Annotated in this window: 16 protein-coding genes and 1 tRNA gene; 10 read left to right on the forward strand and 7 right to left on the reverse strand. The window is 67.2% G+C overall.

The features are described 5' to 3' along the window. The first annotated feature begins 228 nt into the window (after positions 1-228). Positions 229-2,316 carry a UvrD-helicase domain-containing protein gene (locus G3O00_RS27115; RefSeq protein WP_011350567.1) on the forward strand — a complete coding sequence of 696 codons (2,088 nt, stop codon included), beginning with the start codon at positions 229-231 and terminating at the stop codon, positions 2,314-2,316. A gap of 99 nt (positions 2,317-2,415) precedes the next feature. Here the strand turns inward: G3O00_RS27115 and G3O00_RS27120 are convergent, their stop codons facing one another. Further along, complete coding sequence (locus tag G3O00_RS27120; protein WP_206144863.1) at positions 2,416-3,306, reverse strand: c-type cytochrome; 891 nt, start codon at positions 3,304-3,306, stop codon at positions 2,416-2,418. 251 nt (positions 3,307-3,557) lie between these two features. Between G3O00_RS27120 and G3O00_RS27125 the strand changes: the two genes are divergently transcribed. The 6 genes from G3O00_RS27125 to G3O00_RS27150 all read left to right on the forward strand — a co-directional run bounded on the left by G3O00_RS27125 (position 3,558) and on the right by G3O00_RS27150 (position 9,655). Further along, positions 3,558-3,633 (forward strand) — tRNA-Arg (locus G3O00_RS27125). 222 nt (positions 3,634-3,855) lie between these two features. Next, positions 3,856-4,185 (forward strand): helix-turn-helix transcriptional regulator, encoded by a 330-nt coding sequence (locus G3O00_RS27130; protein ID WP_206144864.1) that lies wholly within the window; start codon positions 3,856-3,858, stop codon positions 4,183-4,185. Positions 4,186-4,338: 153 nt separating this feature from the next. Further along, positions 4,339-5,922 carry a TIGR04222 domain-containing membrane protein gene (locus G3O00_RS27135; RefSeq protein ID WP_206144865.1) on the forward strand — a complete coding sequence of 528 codons (1,584 nt, stop codon included), beginning with the start codon at positions 4,339-4,341 and terminating at the stop codon, positions 5,920-5,922. Positions 5,923-6,169: 247 nt separating this feature from the next. After that, positions 6,170-6,913 carry an acetyltransferase gene (locus G3O00_RS27140; RefSeq protein WP_174936480.1) on the forward strand — a complete coding sequence of 248 codons (744 nt, stop codon included), beginning with the start codon at positions 6,170-6,172 and terminating at the stop codon, positions 6,911-6,913. Positions 6,914-6,952: 39 nt separating this feature from the next. After that, on the forward strand, positions 6,953-8,893 hold the full coding sequence (locus G3O00_RS27145; RefSeq protein ID WP_206144866.1) for a tetratricopeptide repeat-containing glycosyltransferase family protein: 1,941 nt from the start codon (positions 6,953-6,955) through the stop codon (positions 8,891-8,893). A gap of 99 nt (positions 8,894-8,992) precedes the next feature. Then, positions 8,993-9,655 (forward strand): acetyltransferase, encoded by a 663-nt coding sequence (locus tag G3O00_RS27150; RefSeq protein WP_174936433.1) that lies wholly within the window; start codon positions 8,993-8,995, stop codon positions 9,653-9,655. A 10-nt stretch (positions 9,656-9,665) separates the two neighbouring features. Here the strand turns inward: G3O00_RS27150 and vioA are convergent, their stop codons facing one another. The 5 genes from vioA to G3O00_RS27175 all read right to left on the reverse strand — a co-directional run bounded on the left by vioA (position 9,666) and on the right by G3O00_RS27175 (position 16,568). After that, on the reverse strand, positions 9,666-10,808 hold the full coding sequence (gene vioA / locus G3O00_RS27155) for a dTDP-4-amino-4,6-dideoxy-D-glucose aminotransferase VioA (RefSeq protein WP_174936436.1): 1,143 nt from the start codon (positions 10,806-10,808) through the stop codon (positions 9,666-9,668). Between the two features lie 29 nt (positions 10,809-10,837). After that, positions 10,838-13,177, reverse strand: a complete 2,340-nt coding sequence (locus G3O00_RS27160; protein ID WP_174936439.1) for a tetratricopeptide repeat protein — start codon at positions 13,175-13,177, stop codon at positions 10,838-10,840. 261 nt (positions 13,178-13,438) lie between these two features. Further along, the gene (gene fliT / locus G3O00_RS27165) at positions 13,439-13,738 is read right to left on the reverse strand and encodes a flagellar protein FliT (RefSeq protein WP_174936442.1); all 300 of its coding nucleotides are present in this window, start codon (positions 13,736-13,738) and stop codon (positions 13,439-13,441) included. Positions 13,739-13,763: 25 nt separating this feature from the next. Then, a complete protein-coding gene (gene fliD, locus G3O00_RS27170; protein ID WP_174936445.1) occupies positions 13,764-15,272 on the reverse strand; it encodes a flagellar filament capping protein FliD in 1,509 nt (502 codons plus the stop codon). Positions 15,273-15,404: 132 nt separating this feature from the next. Beyond that, positions 15,405-16,568: a flagellin gene (locus G3O00_RS27175; RefSeq protein ID WP_174936449.1), complete on the reverse strand. Its 1,164-nt coding sequence runs from the start codon at positions 16,566-16,568 to the stop codon at positions 15,405-15,407. Between G3O00_RS27175 and G3O00_RS27180 the strand changes: the two genes are divergently transcribed. Continuing rightward, the gene (locus tag G3O00_RS27180) at positions 16,567-16,839 is read left to right on the forward strand and encodes a hypothetical protein (RefSeq protein ID WP_174936452.1); all 273 of its coding nucleotides are present in this window, start codon (positions 16,567-16,569) and stop codon (positions 16,837-16,839) included. The genes G3O00_RS27175 and G3O00_RS27180 overlap by 2 nt on opposite strands. Positions 16,840-17,088: 249 nt before the next feature. Next, positions 17,089-17,301: a 30S ribosomal protein S21 gene (gene rpsU / locus G3O00_RS27185; RefSeq protein ID WP_006401410.1), complete on the forward strand. Its 213-nt coding sequence runs from the start codon at positions 17,089-17,091 to the stop codon at positions 17,299-17,301. Positions 17,302-17,466: 165 nt separating this feature from the next. Here the strand turns inward: rpsU and G3O00_RS27190 are convergent, their stop codons facing one another. Beyond that, the gene (locus G3O00_RS27190) at positions 17,467-19,590 is read right to left on the reverse strand and encodes a TonB-dependent receptor (protein WP_206144867.1); all 2,124 of its coding nucleotides are present in this window, start codon (positions 19,588-19,590) and stop codon (positions 17,467-17,469) included. A gap of 226 nt (positions 19,591-19,816) precedes the next feature. Between G3O00_RS27190 and G3O00_RS27195 the strand changes: the two genes are divergently transcribed. Beyond that, positions 19,817-20,685: PepSY-associated TM helix domain-containing protein (locus G3O00_RS27195; protein ID WP_206144868.1), on the forward strand; the 869-nt coding region annotated here is incomplete at its 3' end.

Genomic DNA, 20,685 nt, shown 5'->3' on the forward strand with positions numbered 1-20,685 from the left:
CGTGGACATATTGTGGCTGATCGGTGCGCGAACGGGGCCGGATTGGCCGAACGGACAGGGGGCGGCCGGCCGGTCGGCCCGCGCAGCCCCGTCCGGCGGCGCTCCCGAAAAGCGCGCCGCCGACGTGTTAACATGCGCGTCCTGCCCGCGTGTCCGCCTGCTTCGCCAGCCCGCCGCGCACGGCATCCTCCCGGCGTTCCGCCGTCAACCGCAACACCATCCGCCATCATGTCCGCAGGCCTGAATCCCGCCCAGAACGAAGCGGTGCGCTACCTCGACGGTCCCTGTCTCGTGCTCGCCGGCGCGGGCAGCGGCAAGACCCGCGTGATCACGCAGAAGATCGCGCACCTGATCGAAGCGAAAGGCTTCGAGCCGCGCCACATCGCCGCCGTCACGTTCACGAACAAGGCGGCCGCCGAAATGCGCGAGCGCGTGTCGAAGCTGCTCGAGGGCAAGACGCTCACCACGCCCGGCAAGGAAGGCCGCAAGGTGCCCGTCAACCAGCTCACCGTCTGCACGTTCCACTCGCTGGGCGTGCAGATCCTGCGCCAGGAGGCCGAGCACGTCGGCCTGAAGCCGCAGTTCTCGATCATGGATTCGGACGACTGCTTCGGGATGATCCAGGAGCAGATCGGCACGACCGACAAGGGCCTGATCCGCAAGATCCAGAGCACCATCTCGCTGTGGAAGAACGGCCTGATCATGCCGGACGAGGCGATGACGATCGCGGCCAACGAGGACGAGCACCAGGCCGCGCTGGTCTACCGCAACTACGTCGCGACGCTGCATGCGTACCAGGCGGTCGACTTCGACGACCTGATCCGCCTGCCCGCCGAGCTGTTCGCGAAGAACGAGCAGGTGCGCGACCGCTGGCAGAACAAGCTGCGCTATCTGCTGATCGACGAGTACCAGGACACCAACGCGTGCCAGTACGAGTTGCTGAAGCTGCTCGCCGGCCCGCGCGCCGCATTCACGGCAGTGGGCGACGACGACCAGGCGATCTACGGCTGGCGCGGCGCGACGCTCGAGAACCTTGCGCAGCTCGGCAAGGATTTCCCGAAGCTGCACCTGGTCAAGCTCGAGCAGAACTACCGGTCGACGGTGCGCATCCTGACCGCCGCGAACAACGTGATCGCGAACAACCCGAAACTGTTCGAGAAGAAGCTGTGGTCCGAGCACGGGATGGGCGATTCGATCACCGTCACGCCGTGCAACGACGAAGAGCATGAAGCCGAATCGGTCGTGTTCCGGCTGTCCGCGCACAAGTTCGAGCGGCGCGCGCAGTTCCGCGACTACGCGATCCTGTATCGCGGCAACTTCCAGGCGCGGATCTTCGAGCAGGTGCTGCGCCGCGAGCGGATCCCGTACGTGCTGTCGGGCGGCCAGTCGTTCTTCGACAAGGCCGAGATCAAGGATCTGTGCGCGTACCTGCGGCTGATCGCGAACGCCGACGACGATCCCGCGTTCATCCGCGCGGTCACCACGCCGCGCCGCGGGATCGGCAACACGACGCTCGAAGCGCTCGGCTCGTTCGCGGGCCAGGCGAAGGTGTCGCTGTTCGAGGCCGTGTACATGGGCGGGATCGAGGCGCGGCTGTCCGCGCGCCAGGTCGAGCCGCTGCGGATGTTCTGCGACTTCATCCAGCGCCTGACCGAGCGCGCGGACAAGGATCCTGCCACCGCCGTGCTCGACGACATGATGGAGGCGATCCACTACGAGGCGTACCTGTACGACGCGTTCGACGAACGGCAGGCGCAGTCGAAGTGGCAGAACGTGCTCGAATTCCTCGAATGGCTGAAGCGCAAGGGCACCAAGCCCGAGACGGCGGCCGTCGACGGCGAGGCGGAAGGCTTCCACAACGCGGACGGCCTCGCCGATACGGGCAAGAACCTGCTCGGCCTGATCCAGACGGTTGCGCTGATGTCGATGCTAGAGGGCAAGGACGAGGACCCGGACGCCGTGCGACTGTCGACCGTCCATGCGTCGAAGGGGCTCGAGTATCCGCACGTGTTCCTGGTCGGTGTCGAGGAAGGCATCATGCCGCACCGCGGCGGCTCCGAGGACGACGGCCCGATCGACAACGAGCGGATCGAGGAGGAGCGCCGGCTGATGTACGTGGCGATCACGCGCGCGCAGCGCAGCCTGCACCTGAACTGGTGCAAGAAGCGCAAGCGGGCGCGCGAGACGGTCGTGTGCGAACCGTCGCGCTTCATCCCGGAGATGGGGCTCGACGAGGCGCCGCCGCCGACGCCGGAAGAGGCGCCGATGTCGCCGAAGGACCGGCTCGCGAGCCTGAAGGCGTTGCTGCAGAAGTGATGCGCGCGCGTTCCGATGGAGCGCCGACAAAACGACAAAACAAAACCCCCGCGATGCGTGTGCGTCGCGGGGGTTTTTTACTGCACGGCCGGGCCGGCGTTATTTCGACGCGTTGACCATGTAGTCGACGGCGGCCTTCACATCGGCATCCGACGCGCTCGACCCGCCCTTCGGCGGCATCGCGCCCTTGCCGTGCAGCGCGTAGTTGTAGACCGTATCCATCGAGTCCTTCAGGCGCGGCGCCCAGTCTTCCTTGCTGCCGAACTTCGGCGCACCGAGCACGCCCGCCGCGTGGCAGGCCTGACAGGTCGACGTGTACAGCGCCTTGCCGGCGTCGGCGCCGGCCGGGGCAGCCGCAGCCGCGGGCGCTTCACCGGCCTTCGGGATCGCGGCGATCGCGGCCTGGGCCGCGGCGATTTGCGCGCTGGCGGCGTCCGCCGTGCCCGACGCGGCTGCGGCGCCGCTGGCGGGCTGCGCCGCGTTGGCGGCCGGTGCGGCCGGTTCGGGGAAGTTCGCGCCGTCGTTGTTCGCCATGTAGACGATCGCACGGGCGATTTCATAGTCGCTGACGTCGTCGGGGCTCGTGCCGCCGCGCGGCGGCATCGCGCCCTTGCCGGCGAGCGCCGTCTTCAGCAGCGTGTCGAAGCCTTGCGAGATGCGCGGCGCCCAGTCGTCCTTGTTGCCGAACTTCGGCGCGCCGGCGGCGCCCGTGCCGTGGCAGGTCACGCAGACGGCCTTGTAGACTTCCTCGCCGGTCTTGTACGTGCGGGGCGCATTGGCGTCCTTCACGTCGACCTTGGCGAGCGGGGCGACACGTGCGGCAACCTGTTCGTCGGATAGCGCGTCCGTGCCGGCGCCGTAACGGAACGCATGGTTCGCATAGTTGGCGAACAGGACGATCAGGATGATCGGAATCGCGAACGACGCGATGATGACGGCAATCAGCTGCCCGGGGGTTTTGACGGGAGATTCGTGGGGTGCTTCGCTCATGCTTGCCTCGTCTCCATGATTAGGAATTGTGAGCGCGGTGCAACGGCAAATGGCAGTCCAATGAAGCCCGGTCGATTATAGACGGAACGTTTACATCACGGCGAGCGGTGCGATGGCGCGTGTTTACCCGCACGCAGCGCGGCCGGGCGGGGATTCGTCGGGCAAGGTGGACGCGTCATGGGAAACCGGGTATCCTTGCCGTCTTGCCCATCGTGGGCGGCCTGTATATTGGGGTCGCTTCACTGTCACAGGCGCCCGTAGCTCAATGGATAGAGTACTGCCCTCCGAAGGCAGGGGTTGCTGGTTCGATCCCAGCCGGGCGCGCCAAAACATGCCTGTTCAGGCACTCTGCGGTTTCATCGCTTCGTCGTTTTCCCGTTTGCAGTAATATCCCGGCCGGTTAGCGGTTTTCGATCGCATGCGCATCCGATCCGGCTCAGTCGTTCGCCGGTCCGGTTCGACGTGCTCGAAGCCCGTCTGACGGCGCCGATTGAAAATGTCGACCGAAACGAGCAATAGCCGCGCCGCATCGCGGGCGGCGATCACCGCATGAGCAAATCACTCCCCGTTCAGTTCATCAACGGGCCGGACGGTACGCCGGCCTTCGTCGTGATTCCTTACGCCGACTATGTCGCGCAGCAGCGGGTCACGCCCGATCCGGTTCCGCATGAAGTCGTGACGCGCGCCGTGTTCGACGGCAGTTCGCCCGCGCGCGCGTGGCGCGAGTATCTCGGGCTGACGCGGGCCGAGGTCGCGCAGCGGATCGGCGTCAGTCGCTCGGACTACGCGAAACGCGAGAAGCGCGAGAAGCTGCGCAAGTCGGTACGCCGGAAGATCGCGGCCGCGCTCGGCATCACGCTGGCGCAGCTCGATTTCTGACGCGCGGGTCGGCGAACGCGTCGGCCGCCCCGGATGCCCCGGACGCAGCCGGCGTGCCGGTGCCGTGTTGCCTTGCCGTTGTGCGAGAATCGCCCGCAACGACAACTCCAAGCGACGATCGCGGCGGCCGTCCGCGCATCGCGCCGACCCCCGATGGCTGCCATCCCGTCTCCCTTGACCGCAGTCGATGCCCGCGCGCTGACCGATGCGCAGCAGGCGCTGCTCGCGCGTCTGCACGCCTATTCCCCCGACGACCCGACCGCGCCGCTGCCGTACAGCCGGCGCCTTGCCGAAGCCGAAGGCTGGTCGCATGCGCACGCGCTGGCGGTGATCGACGAATACAAGCGCTTCGCGTTTCTCGCGCAGGCGGCCGGACATCCGGTCACGCCGTCGGTGGCGGTCGATGCCGCATGGCATTTCCACCTGCAATACACGCTCGAATACTGGGACGTCTTCTGCGCCGGCGTGCTGCGCGCGCGGCTGCATCACATGCCCGGCACGGGCGCGCCGGACGAAGCCGCCGTGTACGCGCAGCGTTACCGTGACACGCTGGACAGCTATCGCCGGCTGTTCGGCTGCGAGCCGCCCGAGTCGATCTGGCCGCCCCTCGCCGGCCTGTGCGCCGCGTCCGGATCGCGGCAGCCGGAACCGTCGGCGGCGGACACGACAGCAGACGCGGACACGCCGGCCACCCCACCGGCTGGCCGGACCTGGCGCGACCGGCTGCCGAAACTCGCATGGCCGGCCGCCGCCGCGAGCGTCGCCGCGACCTGCGCCTCGGCGCAGGACTTCAACGTGCTGAACTACGCGGGGCCGCAGTTTCTCGTGTTCTACGTGCCGGCGTGCGTGATCGCGTTGTTGCTGATCGCGGGCCTGCAACGAGTCGAATATCGTTGCCGACGCTGGGGCGCGCATGCTCGCGAAACGCCGCCGAACCTGACAGCCGAGGCGGTCGCGTATCTCGCCGGGGGCGAATCGAGGGTCGTGCAAGTTGCGACGCTGTCGCTCATCCATGCGGGCGCGATCGACCTGCGGCTGGCGGGACGGCTGGGCGCACGGGTGCAAAGTGTCGACGCGACGCGCGCCGGCGCATATGCGGACGAATGCGCGTGGCTGGATGCACAACCGGGCGGGGAGGTCAGCTTCGGCGCGTTCCGGCAGCTTCTGGCGCGTCGCGCTGCCGAATATGCGGATGCGTTGCGCGGGTGCGGCTGGTTCTGGGCGCCGGGCGAGATGCGCACGGCGCGCATGGCCGCGCGCGGGATTGCCCTGCTGGTGCTCGGCACCGGCGCGGCGAAACTCGCGGTCGGACTGAGCCGGGGGCGTCCGGTCCTGTTGCTCGTTATCGGAATGGCGGCGTTCGCGCTTGCCTATCGCATCGTCACGCGGCGCCTGACCGGTTTCGGGCGCGGCGGCCTGACGATGGGCGGGCAGGCGTCGCGTGCCGCATACGGGAACGCGTGCCGCGACACGCCCGAGACGCCGGACGAAATGCTATGGGCGGCCGCGCTGTTTGGCGCGGGAGCGCTCGCCGGTACCGCGTGGGCCGTGCATTCGAGTGCGCTGATGGAGCCGCCGCCGTTGATGCCGGCCGCGGCGGCACGCGCCGGCGGTTCGAGCGGATCGGGAAGCAGCAGTTGCTCGAGCAACTCGGGGACGAACTGCTCGTCATCGAGTTCGTGCAGTTCCAGCTCGTGCAGTTCGAGCAGTTGCGGCGGGTGCTCGTCGAGCAACTGAGTACGCGTGGCGCAGTGCAGGGGCGCGAGGGGCGCGCGCCGTCAGGGCGCGGCCGCAGGCTCGGGCTTGCACCCGACCTCATCACCAGAACAGAAGCCAGAACGCCGTTCTTCTCCGCGGTCGGTTGCCGTCGCCGCCTTTCTATACTGCATCGTTCATGCTCGCGGACGATGTGCCGCGACGTTCTCCATCGCCGTATCGAGCGGCCCGGCATCGAGCCACCGCTGCGGCACACTTGCGACCGCAAATGAACGTTACGACCTCCGACGATTGTATTGGCGTGCAGTCCGACCATGCGTGGGCGAAGCATTTCATCGTCCTGGGCTACCGGGATGGTGCCTTTTCGGCAATCCCGAACAATTTCTTCCGCAACTGGGTTGATGAAGAACCGCAGGTCGGTACGTTTCATATCGGCCGGTGCTCGTCGATCGGCGTGGGTTCGATCGCCAAGTACGACGTCGGCCATCAGAGGCTCGTGATCGGCAAGCACGTGGCCGGCGGACTGCGCCTGCGATTCCTGTTGAACGGCCAGCACGAGATGCGCACGATCTCGACGAGCATGTTCGGCATCTACGGTAACGGTCTCGCCCATCCGCCGATGCCGCAATACGCGGACACCGTGATCCACAACGACGTCTGGATCGGCGACGAAGCGCTGTTCCTCGGAGGCTGTCAGGTCGAAAGCGGCTGCGTGATCGGTGCGCGGGCCGTCATTCCACCCAATTTCCGCACCGAGGCGTACGGCATTTATGCCGGTTCGCCGGCCCGTCTGGTGCGCTTCCGCTTCACCGAGAAAGTGCGCGAACAGCTGCTGCAGCTCGCTTGGTGGGACATGCCGCTCGACTGGATCAAGCAGAACAACGACGCATTTCTGGTCGATCTCACCGCCGACGAAGGGCAAGCGCTCGACACGCTCGCGGCGCTCCAGGAAGCCAAGGACCGTGCGATGGGGCAGTCCGGCCAACCGGCCGCCGTATCGACGCCCGCCTGACCGACCGTTCGCGCTGCGCGCCGCGCAGTGCCGCATGACATGACACCTGCTTTCGACGAATCCGCACCGGTACAACACGCCGCGACGCTGTGCCAGAACGGACAGTTCGCCGATGCGCTGTCGCTCGTCGCACCGCTGCTCGACCGGCTGTCGCCGGCCGTCACGGCGCTGCACATCGCGGCCGTCTGCGCGCTCGGCCTGAACCGGCTGGCCGATGCGGAAACTTGGTGGCGGCGCGCGATCGACGCGATGCCGGCGTTCGAGCCGCCGTACGACGGCCTCGGCGCGCTGCTTGTGTCGCAAGGGCGCCTGTCCGACGCCGAGGCGCTCCTGCGCCGGCAGCTCGCGTCCGTCACGCCGTTGCGGGCGTCGCATCATCACCGGTTCGGCAAGGTGCTCGAAGCGCTCGGCCGGCTCGACGAAGCCGAACAGGCGTTCGGGCAGGCGTTGCTGATCGAGCCGCAGTCGGCCGACGTGCTGACCGATCTCGGCAACCTGCTGCGCGTCCTCGGCCGACAGGCCGAGGCAGAACTCGCGTACCGGCTTGCGATCGCCGTGCGCGCCGACTACGTGCTCGCGCACGCCAATCTCGGCGCGATTTTTGTCGACATGCAGCGGTTGCCGGAAGCGGAAGCGGCCAGCCGCCAGGCGCTCGCGCTGTGCCCGGATCACCCGGAGGCGCACTACAACCTCGGCGTCGCGCTACAGAATCTCGATCGCCTGCCGGAAGCGGAAGCGGCCTATCGCGACGCGATCCGTTGCCGACCCGGCCTGCCACAGCCGCACAACAATCTCGGTTGCGTCCTGCGCGCGCAGGGCCGCCACGACGAAGCGATGGCGGTTTTCGCCGATGCGCTGTTGCTCGCGCCGGACATGGCCGAAGTCCACTACAACCTCGGCACCACGTTCGCGCATGCCGGCCGCCACGACGACGCCGAACGCGCGTACCGCCGCGCACTCGAGTTGCGCGCGGACTATGGCGACGCGCGTTTCGGCCTGGCGACGCTGCTGCTCGCGCTTGGCCGGTTCGAAGAAGGCTGGCGGCGCTACGAATCGCGCTACGAGCAATCGGCATTCGTGCACCGCCGGACCCGCGAGGTGCTGTCGTGTGCGCAGTGGCAAGGCGAGCCGCTCGCCGGCAAGACGCTGCTCGTCTGGCAGGAAGACGGCCTCGGCGACATGCTGCAGTTCAGCCGCTATTTCGTGGCGTTTCGTGCGCGGCACGCGGCGCGCGTGGTGTTCGCGTGCCAGCCCGCGCTGCATCGGCTGATGGAGACGGTCGACGGTGTCGACGCGGTGCTCGATCACGAGGCGGCGACGGCGCAGGCGGCGCAGTTCGACTACTGGACGAGCCTGCTGAGCGCACCGCTGCACGCGGGCACGACACTCGACACGATTCCGCCGCCGGTGCGGCTCGCGCCCGATCCGGCCCGCGTCGCGCGCTGGCGAGCGCGCCTCGATGCGCTGCCGGCCGGCCCGCGCGTCGGTCTCGTGTGGAAGGGCAATCCGAAACATCACAACGATGCGCACCGCTCGCTGCCGTCACTTGCGTTGCTGACGCCGCTATGGAGCGTGCCGGGCGTGCATTTCGTGAGCCTGCAGAAGGGGCAGGGCGAGGACGAGGCGCGTCAGCCGCCGGGCGGCCTGCCGTTGCTGCACCTGGGCTCGGAGATCGACGATTTCGCGGATACGGCCGCGATCGTCGCGCAACTCGATCTCGTCGTGTGCGTCGACACGTCCACTGCGCACCTGGCCGCCTCGCTCGGCAAGCCTTGCTGGGTACTGCTGCCGAATCAGGACGTGGACTGGCGCTGGATGCACGACCGCGATGATTCGCCGTGGTATCCGGGCACGGTGCGGTTGTTCCGCAGAGAGCGCGGCGACACCTGGATCCAGTTGGCCGAGCGCTTGCGCGGGGCGTTTGCCGCGCATTTCGCGGATCGTCGCGCGACGGCGCGCGAGACTGTCCCTGCCACCTGAAGCGACGGCGCGTGCCGCGCGCGCATCGCAGCACGTCATACTGCGGGAAACGCGGCGATCGCAACGCTGCCCCTGCTTTTCAGATCATTCGAGGGCCTCGTGGAAAACATCGTCATCGTCGGCTCGTCCGGTCACGCCAAGGTCGTGATCGACATCGTCGAACAGGCCGGCCGATACCGGATCGCCGGGCTGATCGATTCGTTCCGGTCACGCGGCGAGGAGACGCTCGGCTACCCGGTGCTGGGCACCGAGCGTGACCTGCCGCACCTGATCGGCGTGCACGGGATCGCCGGGCTGCTGGTCGCGATCGGCGACAACCACGCGCGCGAGAAAGTGACGGCCAGTCTCGCGGCCCTCGTGCCCGATTTGCCGTGCGTATCGGCGGTGCATCCGGCCGCGTGCGTCGGCAAGGCGTCGACGATCGGCGCGGGCACGGTCGTGATGGCCGGCGCGGTGATCAATCCGTGCTGCGCGATCGGCAACGGGTGCATCGTCAACACGAATGCCTCGCTCGACCACGATGGGGTGATGGCGGATTTTTCGAGTCTCGCGCCGGGCGTCGTCACCGGCGGCAACTGCCGGATCGGCCACGGCGCGGCGATCGGCCTCGGCGCGATGCTGCGGCACCGGATCGCGGTGGGCGAGCACAGCGTCGTCGGGGCGGGCTCGGTCGTATTGCACGACGTCGAGCCGTACACCGTCGCGTACGGCAATCCGGCTCGCCGGGTCCGCGCGCGTGCGGCCGGCGAGCGTTACCTGTAGGCGCGGCGCGTCAGCGCGCGATCAGCTCGACGATACGGCGGACCATGTCGTCGGTGAGCGCCGGGTAGATCGGCAGGCACAGTACCTTGCGCGAGGCCTCGGAGGCGACCGGCAGGTTGTCGCGGTTGGCGGACGGCAGCCCGCGATACATCGGGAATTCCGAAATCAGCGGATGGAAGTAGCGGCGCGCATACACGTCGTAGCTGCGCAGCTTCTGGTACAGCGCATCGCGGTCGATCGGATGGTCTTCGTCGACGAGGATCGCGAAATACGCGTGGTTCGCGACAGTCTGGTCGCCGAGCGGCACGCAGCGGATGCCGCGCACGTCGCTCAGCAGCGTGCGGTACAGCGTGTCGATTTCGCGGCGGCGCGCGAGTGCGCCGTCGATGTGCTGCAACTGCAGCATCCCGAAGGCAGCGTTGATCTCGCTCATCTTGCCGTTGATGCCGGGCGCGACGACCGTGACTTCATCGACGAAACCGAAGTTCTTCAGGTGGTCGATCCGTTGCTTGGTCTTGGCGTCCGGGCAGATGATCGCGCCGCCTTCGAACGTGTTGAACACCTTCGTCGCGTGGAAGCTCAGCACCGACAGGTCGCCGTGGGTGAGCACGCTGCCGCCGGCGTTTTGCACGCCGAACGCGTGCGCGGCGTCGTAGATCACGCGCAGGTTGTAGTTGTCGGCGATCTTCTGGATGGCCTCGACGTCGCACGGATTGCCGTAGCAATGCACGGGCATGATCGCGGTGGTCTGCGGTGTGATCGCCGCCTCGATGCGCGCGGGATCCAGGTTGAGCGTGCCGGGCGTGACGTCGACGAATACCGGCTTGATGCCGTTCCACAGCAGCGAATGCGCGGTGGCGACGAACGAGTACGGCGTCGTGATCACTTCGCCGTTGATGCGCAGCGCCTGCAGCGCGGTGACGAGCGCCAGGGTGCCGTTCGCGAACAGCGACAGGTGCGGCACGCCGAGGTATTCGCACAGCGCGCGCTCGAACTGCTGGTGGAACGGGCCGCCGTTGGTCAGCGTGCGGCTCTCCCAGATCTTCTCGAGGTACGGCAGGAATTCGTCGAGCGGCGGCAGGTGCGGCTGCGTGACGTAGATGCGTTCGTGCGGCAGTTGCGCGACGGACGACGCGGGCAGGCTGGCGGTCATGATGGTCTCTCTCGATCTTGACGTGAGGTTCAGGCCTTGGCCGCGGCCTGTGCGGTCGCCGTGTCGTCGAACAGCGGCGTGTCGAATGCGATGGCAGGCTCGCCCGCGCACCAGCGGGTCCACATCGTGCGCAGCGCCGACGACAGGCCGGCCGCGACGATAGCCGGCCGGAACGCGGCGGATTCCCCGCAGCGCGCGCGCAGGCCGGCACGAAGCGCCTGCAATGCGGTGGTGTCGCGGCTGAGCGCCAGCGCCTTCGCGACGAAATCGTCCTCGTCCGTCGCGATGTACGCGTCGAGCCCGACGTGCTGCAACCAGCCGGCGCTACCGCGCCCGGCCATCGTCACGCCGGGGATCGTCACGGTCGGCACGCCCATCCACAGCGCGTTCAGCGTCGTCGTCGAACCGGTGTACGGGAACGCGTCGAGACAGAGGTCGACGCCGTGATGCTGCTGCATGTAAACGGGGATGTTCGAGCGCCGGTGGAACGTCAGGCGGCGGGCATCGATGCCGCAGGCTGCGAACCATTCGGTCAGCGTCTTCCGGTCGCCGTCGTTGCCGATCGCGCCGAGCGCCATGCGCGCGGTCGGGTCCGCGTGCAGCACGCGCGCCCAGACCGCGATCACATGCGGGCTCAGCTTGTTCAGGCGGTTGAAGCTGGCGTACGTCGTATAGCCGTTGTGCAGCGCCGGCAGCCCGTTGACGGGCGGGCAGTTCGGCGGCGGCATGAACGGTGCGATCGCGGGCAGCCGCACGATCTGCTCGACGAACTGGTCGTCGAATGCGCCGTGCGGCGCGACGAAGCGGTCCGTCAGGTAGTAGTCCATCTTGCTGAGGCCGGTCGTGGCCGGATAGCCGATCCACGACGCCTGGACCGGCGCCGCGCGCTGCGCCAGCGCGACGAGCCGGTTGCGGCCGGTATGGCCCGACAGGTCGATCACGATGTCGATACCGTCGTTGCGCACGCGTTCGAGGAAGCCCTGGTCGCTCATGCCGGCGACGTTGCGCCAGGTCGTGGCGTGGGCCTTGAAGCGCTCGGACGTCTGATCTTCCTCGAAGTGATTGTGATAGAAGTGCATCGCAATGCCGGGATCAGCTGCGAGATGCTCGATCACGGGCACCGCGTAGGAGGCGACCGCGTGGCTGAACAGGTCGCCCGACACGAAGCCGACCTGCAGCTTGCGCGCCGGATCGCGCGGGTTCGAGAACACGGCCGCGCGCTTGCGCTTTTGATTGTCGTAGCGCGCGCCGAACTTGCGGTGTTCCGCAACGAGCGCCTGCGGATCGAATTCGCTGCTATGCGCGATACAGAACAGCATGCTGCTGTAGGTGACGCTGTCGGTCGGGTTGATTTCGATCGCGCGCTTCAGCCAGCCTATCGCTTCCTGCGTTGCGCCCATTTCGAGCAGCACGAAGCCGAGCGTGCCGCATGGCGCGGCGGCGCCGGGCGCGAGTTCGACCGCGCGCCGGCAGGCCGCGAGCGCTTCATCCGTGCGGCGCAGCGCGAACAGCACGAGACCGCGAATCCGCATGGCCTCCTGGTGATCGGGCTGAAGCTGGTGCAGGCGCGTGCACTGCTCGTCGGCTTCCGGGAGACGGTTCATCGCCCGTAGCGTATCCGCGAGCAGGACGCGCACGAGGACTTCATCCGGCAGCAATTCGACCGTGCGAAAGCCGGCCTCGATCATCTCCGCGAAGTGGCCTTCCCGGTGCAGCGATGCGGACAGCGCTCGCCAGCATGCGCCGTCTTCCGGGTAGTCGGCGACCAGTTTCCGCGCAAGCGCGGTGGCTTCCGCGTGCTTGTTCTTGGCGAACAGCGCTGCGTGCTTTTGCAGCAGCGTCTGATTGGGGCGGCGGGCAGACTTGCCGGAGTCGCTCCGCCCGGCCGCGGTTTCCAGGACGATCGCCGCGTCGATGCCGCTTGGGGCGGCCGCGACCGCCGCAGTCGCGAGCACGACGTCGGGCACCGCCAATTGTGCGATCAGCCCGTCGAGCGCCGGGCCGTGCACGCCGCGCTGCTGCGCGATTTCGACCGCGATCCACGCGGCGGCCGTTTGCTCGCTGCGATGCAGCGCGTGAATGTAGCTGACCCAGTAGAAGCCGTTGTCCGGATTCGCGCCGATGGCGGCTTCGAAATGCGGCACCGCGTCAGCCGGATAGCCCGTTTCGACCATCAGCACCGCCAGGTTGTAATGCGCATCTCCATGCGTGGGCACCGCGTCGAGGATGGCCTCGTACAGCGCCCGGGCGTCGTCGAACGCGCCGCTGCGATAGCGCTCGAGCGCGTTGTCCATGACGAGCGCAATGTCCTGCGCAAGCTGCTGTTCAGGCGTGAGCGCGGCGGAGGCGGGCAGTTCGGTCGAGAACATGATGAAATCTGCGGAAAGTCGGTCGATACGATTATGGGTAGCGTGCCGTCGCGCCGATGCCGCGAGGTGACGGGAAAAGCCCGGTCAGTTTGGGCGATTGAACGAGCGGCCGCGGCACTGGGCGGCGCGGTCGGCGGCGCGCAAAAAAAAAGCCCGCGCGAGGCGGGCGGAGGCGAACGAGCACGCCCTCACATCAGCGTGTAGTTCTTGTTGTCGGGTTGTCGGCGCGCGCGATCGGGCGCGGCGCGCGTGCGGCGCGTCTTAGCGGCTCGCGACGCTCTGGTACTGGCCGACGGCCTGTACGCGGCCCATCGCCGCCTGGTATTCGTTGGTCAGCTCCTGCTGCGCGCGTTGCGCGTCGGCGAAGATGCGCTCGTTGCTGGCCTGGATCCGGCGGATCGCGGCGATGCCGGCCGGCGGCTGGTCGGCCGCGAGCGACGCGACGAGCGGCTCGCGCATGTCGACGAGGCGCGCCGCCTCGATCCAGTCGGCCATCGTGGCCGCATGCTCGATCGCGTCGGTGAGCACGTCGAGCTGGGCGATCAGTTCGGTCTGTTCCATCGTGGCTCTCCTGTTCGTCTGGCGGTCAGCTCTTGTTGCTCGACAGCGCGCCGGCGCTGTTCGTGCCGCCGAACAGCTGCGTCAGGTACTGCGAGTTGCTGTTCATCGTCGCCATCAGCGTGTTGAGCGCGGTGAACTGCGCCTGGTACTGGCTGGTCAGCTGCGCCGTGTAGTTCGACAGGTTCGTCTGCTGCGTGGCGACGCTCGTCAGGTCATTGTTGAGCGCCGTCGTGCGCGCGGCGATCAGCCCGTTCGTCTGCGTGTAGTTCGTGATGTCGGTCGTCAGTTGCTGGCCGATCCCGTTCTTCGAGTTGAACAGAGACGCGACGCCCGTCGGGTTGCTTTGCAGTGCGGTGTTGAGCGCCGTGTTGTCGACCTGCAGCGTGCCGTCGGCCTGCAGCGTGACGCCGATCGACGCGAGGTTGACCGTCGAGCCGTTGCTCGTCACGCCGCCCGCGACAACCGTTGCGAGTGCGTTGCGGATCGTGTTCAGTGTCGAATCGCCGAGCAGCGGGCCCTGCGACGACGAGCCGGACGAGAAGCTCGACAGCGAGCCCATCGTCGTGACGAGCGTGTTATAGAGCGTCACGAAGTTGTTGATCGCCGAGGCCTGGGTCTTCGTGTCGGTCGCGATCGTCAGCGTCTGCGGTTGCGTCCCGCTGACGGCGGCCGCGGTCAGGTTCACCGTGACGCCGGTGATCGCGCTCGTCACGGTATTGCTCGCGCTCGTTGCGGCGATGCCGTTGATCGTGAAGGCGGCGTCCTGCGCGGCCGTGCTTTGTTTCCAGGCGTTGCTGCTGTTCGCGGACGCAATGGACGACTGGCCGCCCGTCGTGCTGGCCGTCGACGTGACGCCGAGGCTGGACAGGCCGTTGTCGCCGGACACGTTGCTGACCGCGACGCTGATCGCGTTTGCCGCGCCGGTCGGCGTCGAGCTGAGCACGAGGTGTGCGCCGTCGCTGCCGTTGACGACCGACGCGACGATGCCCGGGTTGCCGGTCGTGTTGTTGATCGCGGCGGCGATGCCGGACAGCGTGTTGTTGGCGCTGTTCACGTTGACCGTGAACTGCTGGCTGCCGAGCGACAGCGTCATCGTGCCGGTGCCGAGCGCCGTCGACGAGCCGAACGCGGCCGACGACAGCGACTGCGACGTCGCGATCTGCGTGACGCCGACCGAATAGCTGCCGGCGACGGCACCGGCACCCGCGGTTGCGGTCAGGCCGGTGCCGCTCGCGGTGGCGGTGAAGGTGTTCTGCAGCGAGCCGTTCGACAGCGTCGTGACGCCCGCCTGCAGTGCGCTCAGCGCCGCCGAAAGGGCGCCGTACGCGGAAATCTGGGTGTTGTCGCTGGTCTGCTGCGCGGTGAGCGCGGCGGCCTGACCGGCGGTCTTCGCATTGACGAGTGCCGTCACGAGCGAGTTGACGTCCATCGACGAGTTGCCGGTCGAACCGCTGATGATCGATTGGGCGGCTTGCTGCAGCGCGCTGTTGGCCGAGTTGTTGGCGGCGGTGACAGCGGGATTGATCGTCGACATCGTAGTGCTCCGTGCGGCGGGTGATCCGTGAAATGCGGGGGGAAGGCCTGGCGGCGGGGCAAAGTCCCGCGTGCCAAGCGCTTGCGGCCGGGCCACGCATTACGCGGGGCCCGGCCGTGGGTTGCTACTCGATTACTGCAGGAGCTTCAGGACCTGCTGCGGCAGCGAGTTTGCCTGTGCGAGCACCGAGATGCCAGCTTGTTGCAGCACCTGGTTCTTCGACATGTTCGCCGTTTCCTGCGCGAAGTTCGCGTCGGTGATCTGCGACTGTGCCGACGACAGGTCGGTCGATTCCGCCTGCTGCGACGTGGCGATTGCCGTGAAGCGGTTTTGTGCCGCACCGAGCTGCGCCTGAACGTTGTTCACCGTCTGCAGCGCGTTGTCGATCGACACCATCGCGACGTTCGCACCGCTGACGGTGCTGATGTCGAGGCCCGACACGGTTGCCGGCTTGTTGACGGCGTTGATCTGCGCAACTGCGTTCGTGGCCGCGGTGAGCGCCGCTGCCGACATGCTGGCGCCACCGGCGCTGGTTGCGCTCGCTTGGAGCGTCAGGGCGCCGACTGCCGCGCCCGTGCCGCCCGTTGCGCTTGCGCCGAACACCGACTGGGCAACGGTTTGCGCGATGGTCCCGCCGTTCTGGTCGGTGAACGTGTAGCCGCCTTGGCCGTCCGACATCACGTTGATCGCGGTAATCGCTGCGCCCGACGACGTGTACACGCCGGTGTTGTCGAGGCTCAGGCCCGTCACCGTGCCGACCGTCTGGCCCTTCTGCACCAGGCCGCCGCCGATCTTCGCAGCCGACATGCTTTGGCTCAGGTCCACCGAGATCGTCTGGCCGACGTTTGCGCCGACCTGGAACGACATGATGCCTGCGTTGCCGTTCAGGATGTTCGTGCCGTTGTACGTCGTTTGCGACGCGATACGGTTCACTTCCTGGATCTGTGCCGAAACTTCTTGTTGCAGCGCTGCCTGGTCGGTCGAGGACATCGTGCCCGTCGACGCCTGAACGGCCAGCTGGCGGATACGCTGCAGGCTGTTCGTCAGCGACGACAGTGCGCTCGATGCCGTTTGAATCATCGACACGCCGTCGTTCGCGTTCGACACGCCCTGGTTCAGACCGTTGATCTGGGTCTGCATACGGGTCGAGATCGCGAGACCTGCTGCATCGTCTGCTGCGCTGTTGATACGCTTACCCGACGACAGGCGGGTGATTGCCTGCGACAGGGCGTTTTGCGAGCCGTTGAGGTTCTGCTGTGCAACCAGCGAGTTGATGTTGCTGTTAATTCCGAGCATGGAAATTCTCCTGTTTAAGCCGAAAGCCCTGAAAAGCCGTTTTGGCGTCGGCGGAAGCACTCGTTCATTGCTGGCCGCCTCAGAGCAGGATTTCGGCGTACCAAAACAAAACTTGAGGGGCGCGTTGAGATTCGGCCCGATTTTTTATCCTTCTTTGTCATTTCGGACGGGCTCCGGCGTGACGCCGGATGAATGGGGCCAGAGAACGGCCCGACCACGCAGTCGTTCGCCTGTGCATACGCGACCGACAAAAGGGTGGTTTTGTCTGTGATTCCCTGCTATGATGGCGGGCTGAATTGAGATTTCTGTCAAGCCTCTGCCGTTTTCGGCATGTCTGCTGGCAGTCAAACGCGGCGCTGCACGCGGCTTGTGAAGCGTACTCGCGGTGCTTTCCGCCTCTCTTTTCCGGCCTCCGAGGCCGTATTTCCGCTCGTTTCGCCAGTTTGTGGGGACGCTCGGATGGCCGGTGCGTGGCGCTTGGCCGCTACGTTTTTGACCGTTTAAGCAATTTAGGAACGACATGACGACGATTCTTCTGAAAGAAAACGAGCCGTTCGAAGTGGCGATTCGCCGCTTTCGCCGTGCTATCGAAAAAAATGGCCTGATCGCTGAGCTGCGCGAACGCCAGTCCTACGAAAAGCCGACCGCAGTCCGCAAACGCAAGAAGGCAGCAGCCGTCAAGCGCCTGCACAAGCGCCTGCGCAGCCAGATGCTGCCGAAGAAGCTCCACTAAGAGCGTCTTACGGTTCGCCGCGAAACGGCGGAGCGTGCTTCGAAAGAAGCCGCTCCGCCGTTTTGCTTTTGGGGTCCGGGAAAATCCCGAGTCCCGCGGCCGCTGCGGTGCGGCCGTCCAGGCTGATGGGCGATGGCCGGCGGTTTGCGCCCGCCGGCCCACCGTTCAGAAGTCGATCTTCGCGCTCAGGCTCACCGTGCGCGGGTCGCCCGGCTTCACATAGTCCGCGTACTGGTATTCCCAGTAGCGGCGGTTCAGCACGTTGTCGATCGACGCGCGCAGCGTCACATCGTGGCGGCCGACCCGTGTCAGGTAGCGCGCGCCCGCATTGACGACGAGAAAGCCCGGCGCGTCGAGGCCGCCGGCCGCGCGCAGCGGCGTTGCGCCGGTGAATTTCGCATCGACGCCGAGCGTCAGCCCCGGCACGCCCGGCACCGCATAGCCGATGTCGCCGGCGAGCACGAAACGTGGCGCGCCCGCAACACGGTTGCCGTTGTTGCCGATCCCGTTCGCGTACCACGCGTCGAGCAGCATCGCGTCGACGCCCGCGTTCCAGCGCGCACCGAATTTCGCGCGCGCGCCGAACTCGATCCCCTGGATGATCGATTCGCCATCCTGCACGTAGACGTTCGCGGCGTTCGCATACTCGGCGCTGCGCTCGATGCGGAACAGCGCGGCCGTTGCGCTCCAGCGCGCGTGCTCGCTCTTGATCCCCAACTCGTATTGCTTGCTGCGCAGCGGCTTGAGCACCTGGCCGGCGTTCGCGTAGATGTCGTTCACGCGGCTGCCGGGCTCGAGCGATTCGGCGTAGCTCGCGTACGCGGTGGTGGTCGGCGCGAGCTTGAACATCACCGCGAACGTCGGCGTCACGACGCCGTTCTGGCGGTAGCCGGGATCCTCGGCGCCGCTTGCCTGGAACGAGCGCTGCTCGTAGTTCATGTAGCGCACGCCGGCGAGTACCGACCAACGCTCGGTGAGTTGCACGGTGTCGCTCGCGAACAGCGATTTCTGGACGATCTCGCTCGTGCGGTACTGGATGAAGCCGTGCGGGCTGTCGTAGCGGTACGGGTTTGGCGCATACAGGTTGCCGGCACCGAGCGGCACGAACACGCTGTTCGCCGAATAGTCGTTCGCCTGCTTCTGCCACGACGCGCCGAGCACGATCTGGTGGCTGAACGGGCCCGTGCGCACCTTGCCCTCGACCATCGCGCGCCACTGGCTGAAGCGGTGATCCTCCATCCCGACGTAGCGGCTGTCGGTGTAGTTGCCGGCCGCGTCCTGCAGATACAGCGTGCTTTCGTTGCGGCGGCGCGTCGCCTTGCTGTAGCTGTACGCGACGTCGAGCTGCCAGTCGGGCGCGAGCTGGTATTGCAGCCCGGCCGTGTAGAGCTGCAGGTTCGTGTTCAGGTACTGGTCCTTGCCGCCGAGGTTCGTCGTGCCGCCGCTGATCGTCGCGGGCAGCGCGCCGCCCGGGTAGCTGCCGGTGAAGATCGACGGCGTCTGGCCCGTCGTGCGGCGGTCCTGGTACAGCGCGCCGAACGTCACCGACAGGTCGCGCGTCAGGTTCGCCTGCAGCGCGAGCGATACGCTGTCGCGGCGGATGTTGCCGTCGTTGTACGTCTTGCCTTCCTCGTGCGTCGCGTTCAGCCGCGCGCCGAACATGCCGTTCGGCCCGAAGCGCTGGCCGAGATCGACGTGCTCGGTCCACACGCTGGTGCTCCGGTAGCCGACGTCGACGCTGCGCACGGGTTCGGCGCCCGGCTGCTTCGTCACGTAGTTGACGACGCCGCCGGGCGTCACGAAGCCGTACAGGAAACCGCCGAGCCCCTTCAGCAGCTCGATGCGATCGAGCTGTTCGTACGGCATCGTGATCCCGTACGTGACGAACGGCAGCCCGTCGATCTTGAAGCCGTTCTGCCAGTCGAGCTGCATGCCGCGCACGGTCATGTAGCTGGCCCACGCGCTGTACGCGCCGCTGTTGTCGGACACCGATGCGTCGTTCGCGAACACGTCGCCGAGCTTGTACGGCTGGCGTGCCTCGAGCTCCTCCGACGTGACGATCGTCGTCGAGAACGGCGTGTCGAGCTGGCGCCGCGTGCCGAGCGCGCCGGTGGAAATCGTGTCGGTCAGGTGCTGAGGCGAATCATGCGCAGCGGTGACGTTGATGGCCGGCAACGCCGTGGCGCCGCCGGGCGAATCGTCCGCGTGCGCGAGCGACGCGGCAACGCAGGCAAGGGCGGCGGCCACGCGACGTGGACGGACGGGAGGGCGGGCGAGGCTGGCGGTCATGGCGGATAAGTAAAAATGCAAGTAAGAATCATTCGCATTGCGATAAAATGTCGCGCATCGTATCAAAACCCGTCGAACGCGCAACAATTCCATGCCGCGTGCAAGGGCATCCGGTCTCGCCAGCGGCGGCCGGGCGGCTCGTGCGCGGCGCCTGACCTCAAATGACCTGCATCCTGTTGACCCGGGGCCGCTCGTGCCGGCCCGCTTTCCCTTCGCAGTGCGCGCGATGAATGCGTTCCTGCGACCGTTTCTTGTCCGCCTGCATCGCTGGTTCGGCCTCGCGATCGCGCTGTTTCTATTCGTCGCGGGCCTCACCGGCGCGCTGATCGCGTGGGATCACGAGCTCGACGCGGCGCTGAACCCGGACTTCTACACCGCCCGCAGCGATGCGGCGCCGCTTGATCCGCTCGCGCTCGCGACGCGCATCGAGGCTGCGGACCCGCGCGTGCAGGTGACCTATCTGCCGCTCGCGATCGAGCCGGGGCACACGCTGCAGGCGGGCGTGATGCCGCGCACCGACCCGGCAACCGGCCAGCCGTACGCGCTCGACTTCAGCCAGATCGCCGTCGATCCCGCGACCGGTGCGGTGCAGGGCCGCCGCGAATGGGGCGCGCTGTCGGTCGCGCGGCTCGACCTGATGCCGTTCATCTACCGGCTGCACTACTCGCTGTTCCTGCCCATGGTTGGCGGGATCAACTTCGGGTTCTGGGTGATGGGCGTCGTCGGCATCGTGTGGGCGATCGACTGCCTGATCGCGCTCGTACTCGCGTTTCCGAACCCGAAGAGCTGGCGCAAGTCGTTCGCGTTCCGCGTGCGGCGCGGCGGCTATCCGCTGGTGTTCGACCTGCACCGCTCGGGCGGCGTGTGGGTGTGGGGGCTGCTGCTGGTCGTCGCGATCACGTCGATCTCGATGAATCTCGCCGTGCCCGTCGTGCGGCCGCTGGTCTCGCTGGTGTCGCCGCTCGCCGAGACGCCGTACACGAATCCCGAACACTTCCCGCCCGCCGCGCCGGGCAGCAAGATGCTGCCGCGCGAGCGGATCGTCGAGATCGCGCGCGCGGCCGGGCGCGACGCGGGGATCGACGCGCCGCCGGG

This window comes from Burkholderia sp. Ac-20384, from assembly GCF_017104605.1.
Classification (GTDB): domain Bacteria; phylum Pseudomonadota; class Gammaproteobacteria; order Burkholderiales; family Burkholderiaceae; genus Burkholderia; species Burkholderia lata.

Excerpts from the sequence above, each read along its gene's own strand:
- fliD (WP_174936445.1), bottom strand. The coding sequence starts at position 15,272 with ATGTCGACGATCAATCCCGCTGTCACCGCCGCCAACAACTCGGCCAAC.
- G3O00_RS27145 (WP_206144866.1), top strand. The coding sequence starts at position 6,953 with ATGACACCTGCTTTCGACGAATCCGCACCGGTACAACACGCCGCGACG.
- G3O00_RS27115 (WP_011350567.1), top strand. The coding sequence starts at position 229 with ATGTCCGCAGGCCTGAATCCCGCCCAGAACGAAGCGGTGCGCTACCTC.
- G3O00_RS27135 (WP_206144865.1), top strand. The coding sequence starts at position 4,339 with ATGGCTGCCATCCCGTCTCCCTTGACCGCAGTCGATGCCCGCGCGCTG.
- G3O00_RS27130 (WP_206144864.1), top strand. The coding sequence starts at position 3,856 with ATGAGCAAATCACTCCCCGTTCAGTTCATCAACGGGCCGGACGGTACG.
- vioA (WP_174936436.1), bottom strand. The coding sequence starts at position 10,808 with ATGACCGCCAGCCTGCCCGCGTCGTCCGTCGCGCAACTGCCGCACGAA.
- G3O00_RS27180 (WP_174936452.1), top strand. The coding sequence starts at position 16,567 with ATGGAAATTCTCCTGTTTAAGCCGAAAGCCCTGAAAAGCCGTTTTGGC.
- G3O00_RS27160 (WP_174936439.1), bottom strand. The coding sequence starts at position 13,177 with ATGTTCTCGACCGAACTGCCCGCCTCCGCCGCGCTCACGCCTGAACAG.
- G3O00_RS27120 (WP_206144863.1), bottom strand. The coding sequence starts at position 3,306 with ATGAGCGAAGCACCCCACGAATCTCCCGTCAAAACCCCCGGGCAGCTG.
- G3O00_RS27140 (WP_174936480.1), top strand. The coding sequence starts at position 6,170 with ATGAACGTTACGACCTCCGACGATTGTATTGGCGTGCAGTCCGACCAT.
- fliT (WP_174936442.1), bottom strand. The coding sequence starts at position 13,738 with ATGGAACAGACCGAACTGATCGCCCAGCTCGACGTGCTCACCGACGCG.
- G3O00_RS27175 (WP_174936449.1), bottom strand. The coding sequence starts at position 16,568 with ATGCTCGGAATTAACAGCAACATCAACTCGCTGGTTGCACAGCAGAAC.
- G3O00_RS27190 (WP_206144867.1), bottom strand. The coding sequence starts at position 19,590 with ATGACCGCCAGCCTCGCCCGCCCTCCCGTCCGTCCACGTCGCGTGGCC.
- rpsU (WP_006401410.1), top strand. The coding sequence starts at position 17,089 with ATGACGACGATTCTTCTGAAAGAAAACGAGCCGTTCGAAGTGGCGATT.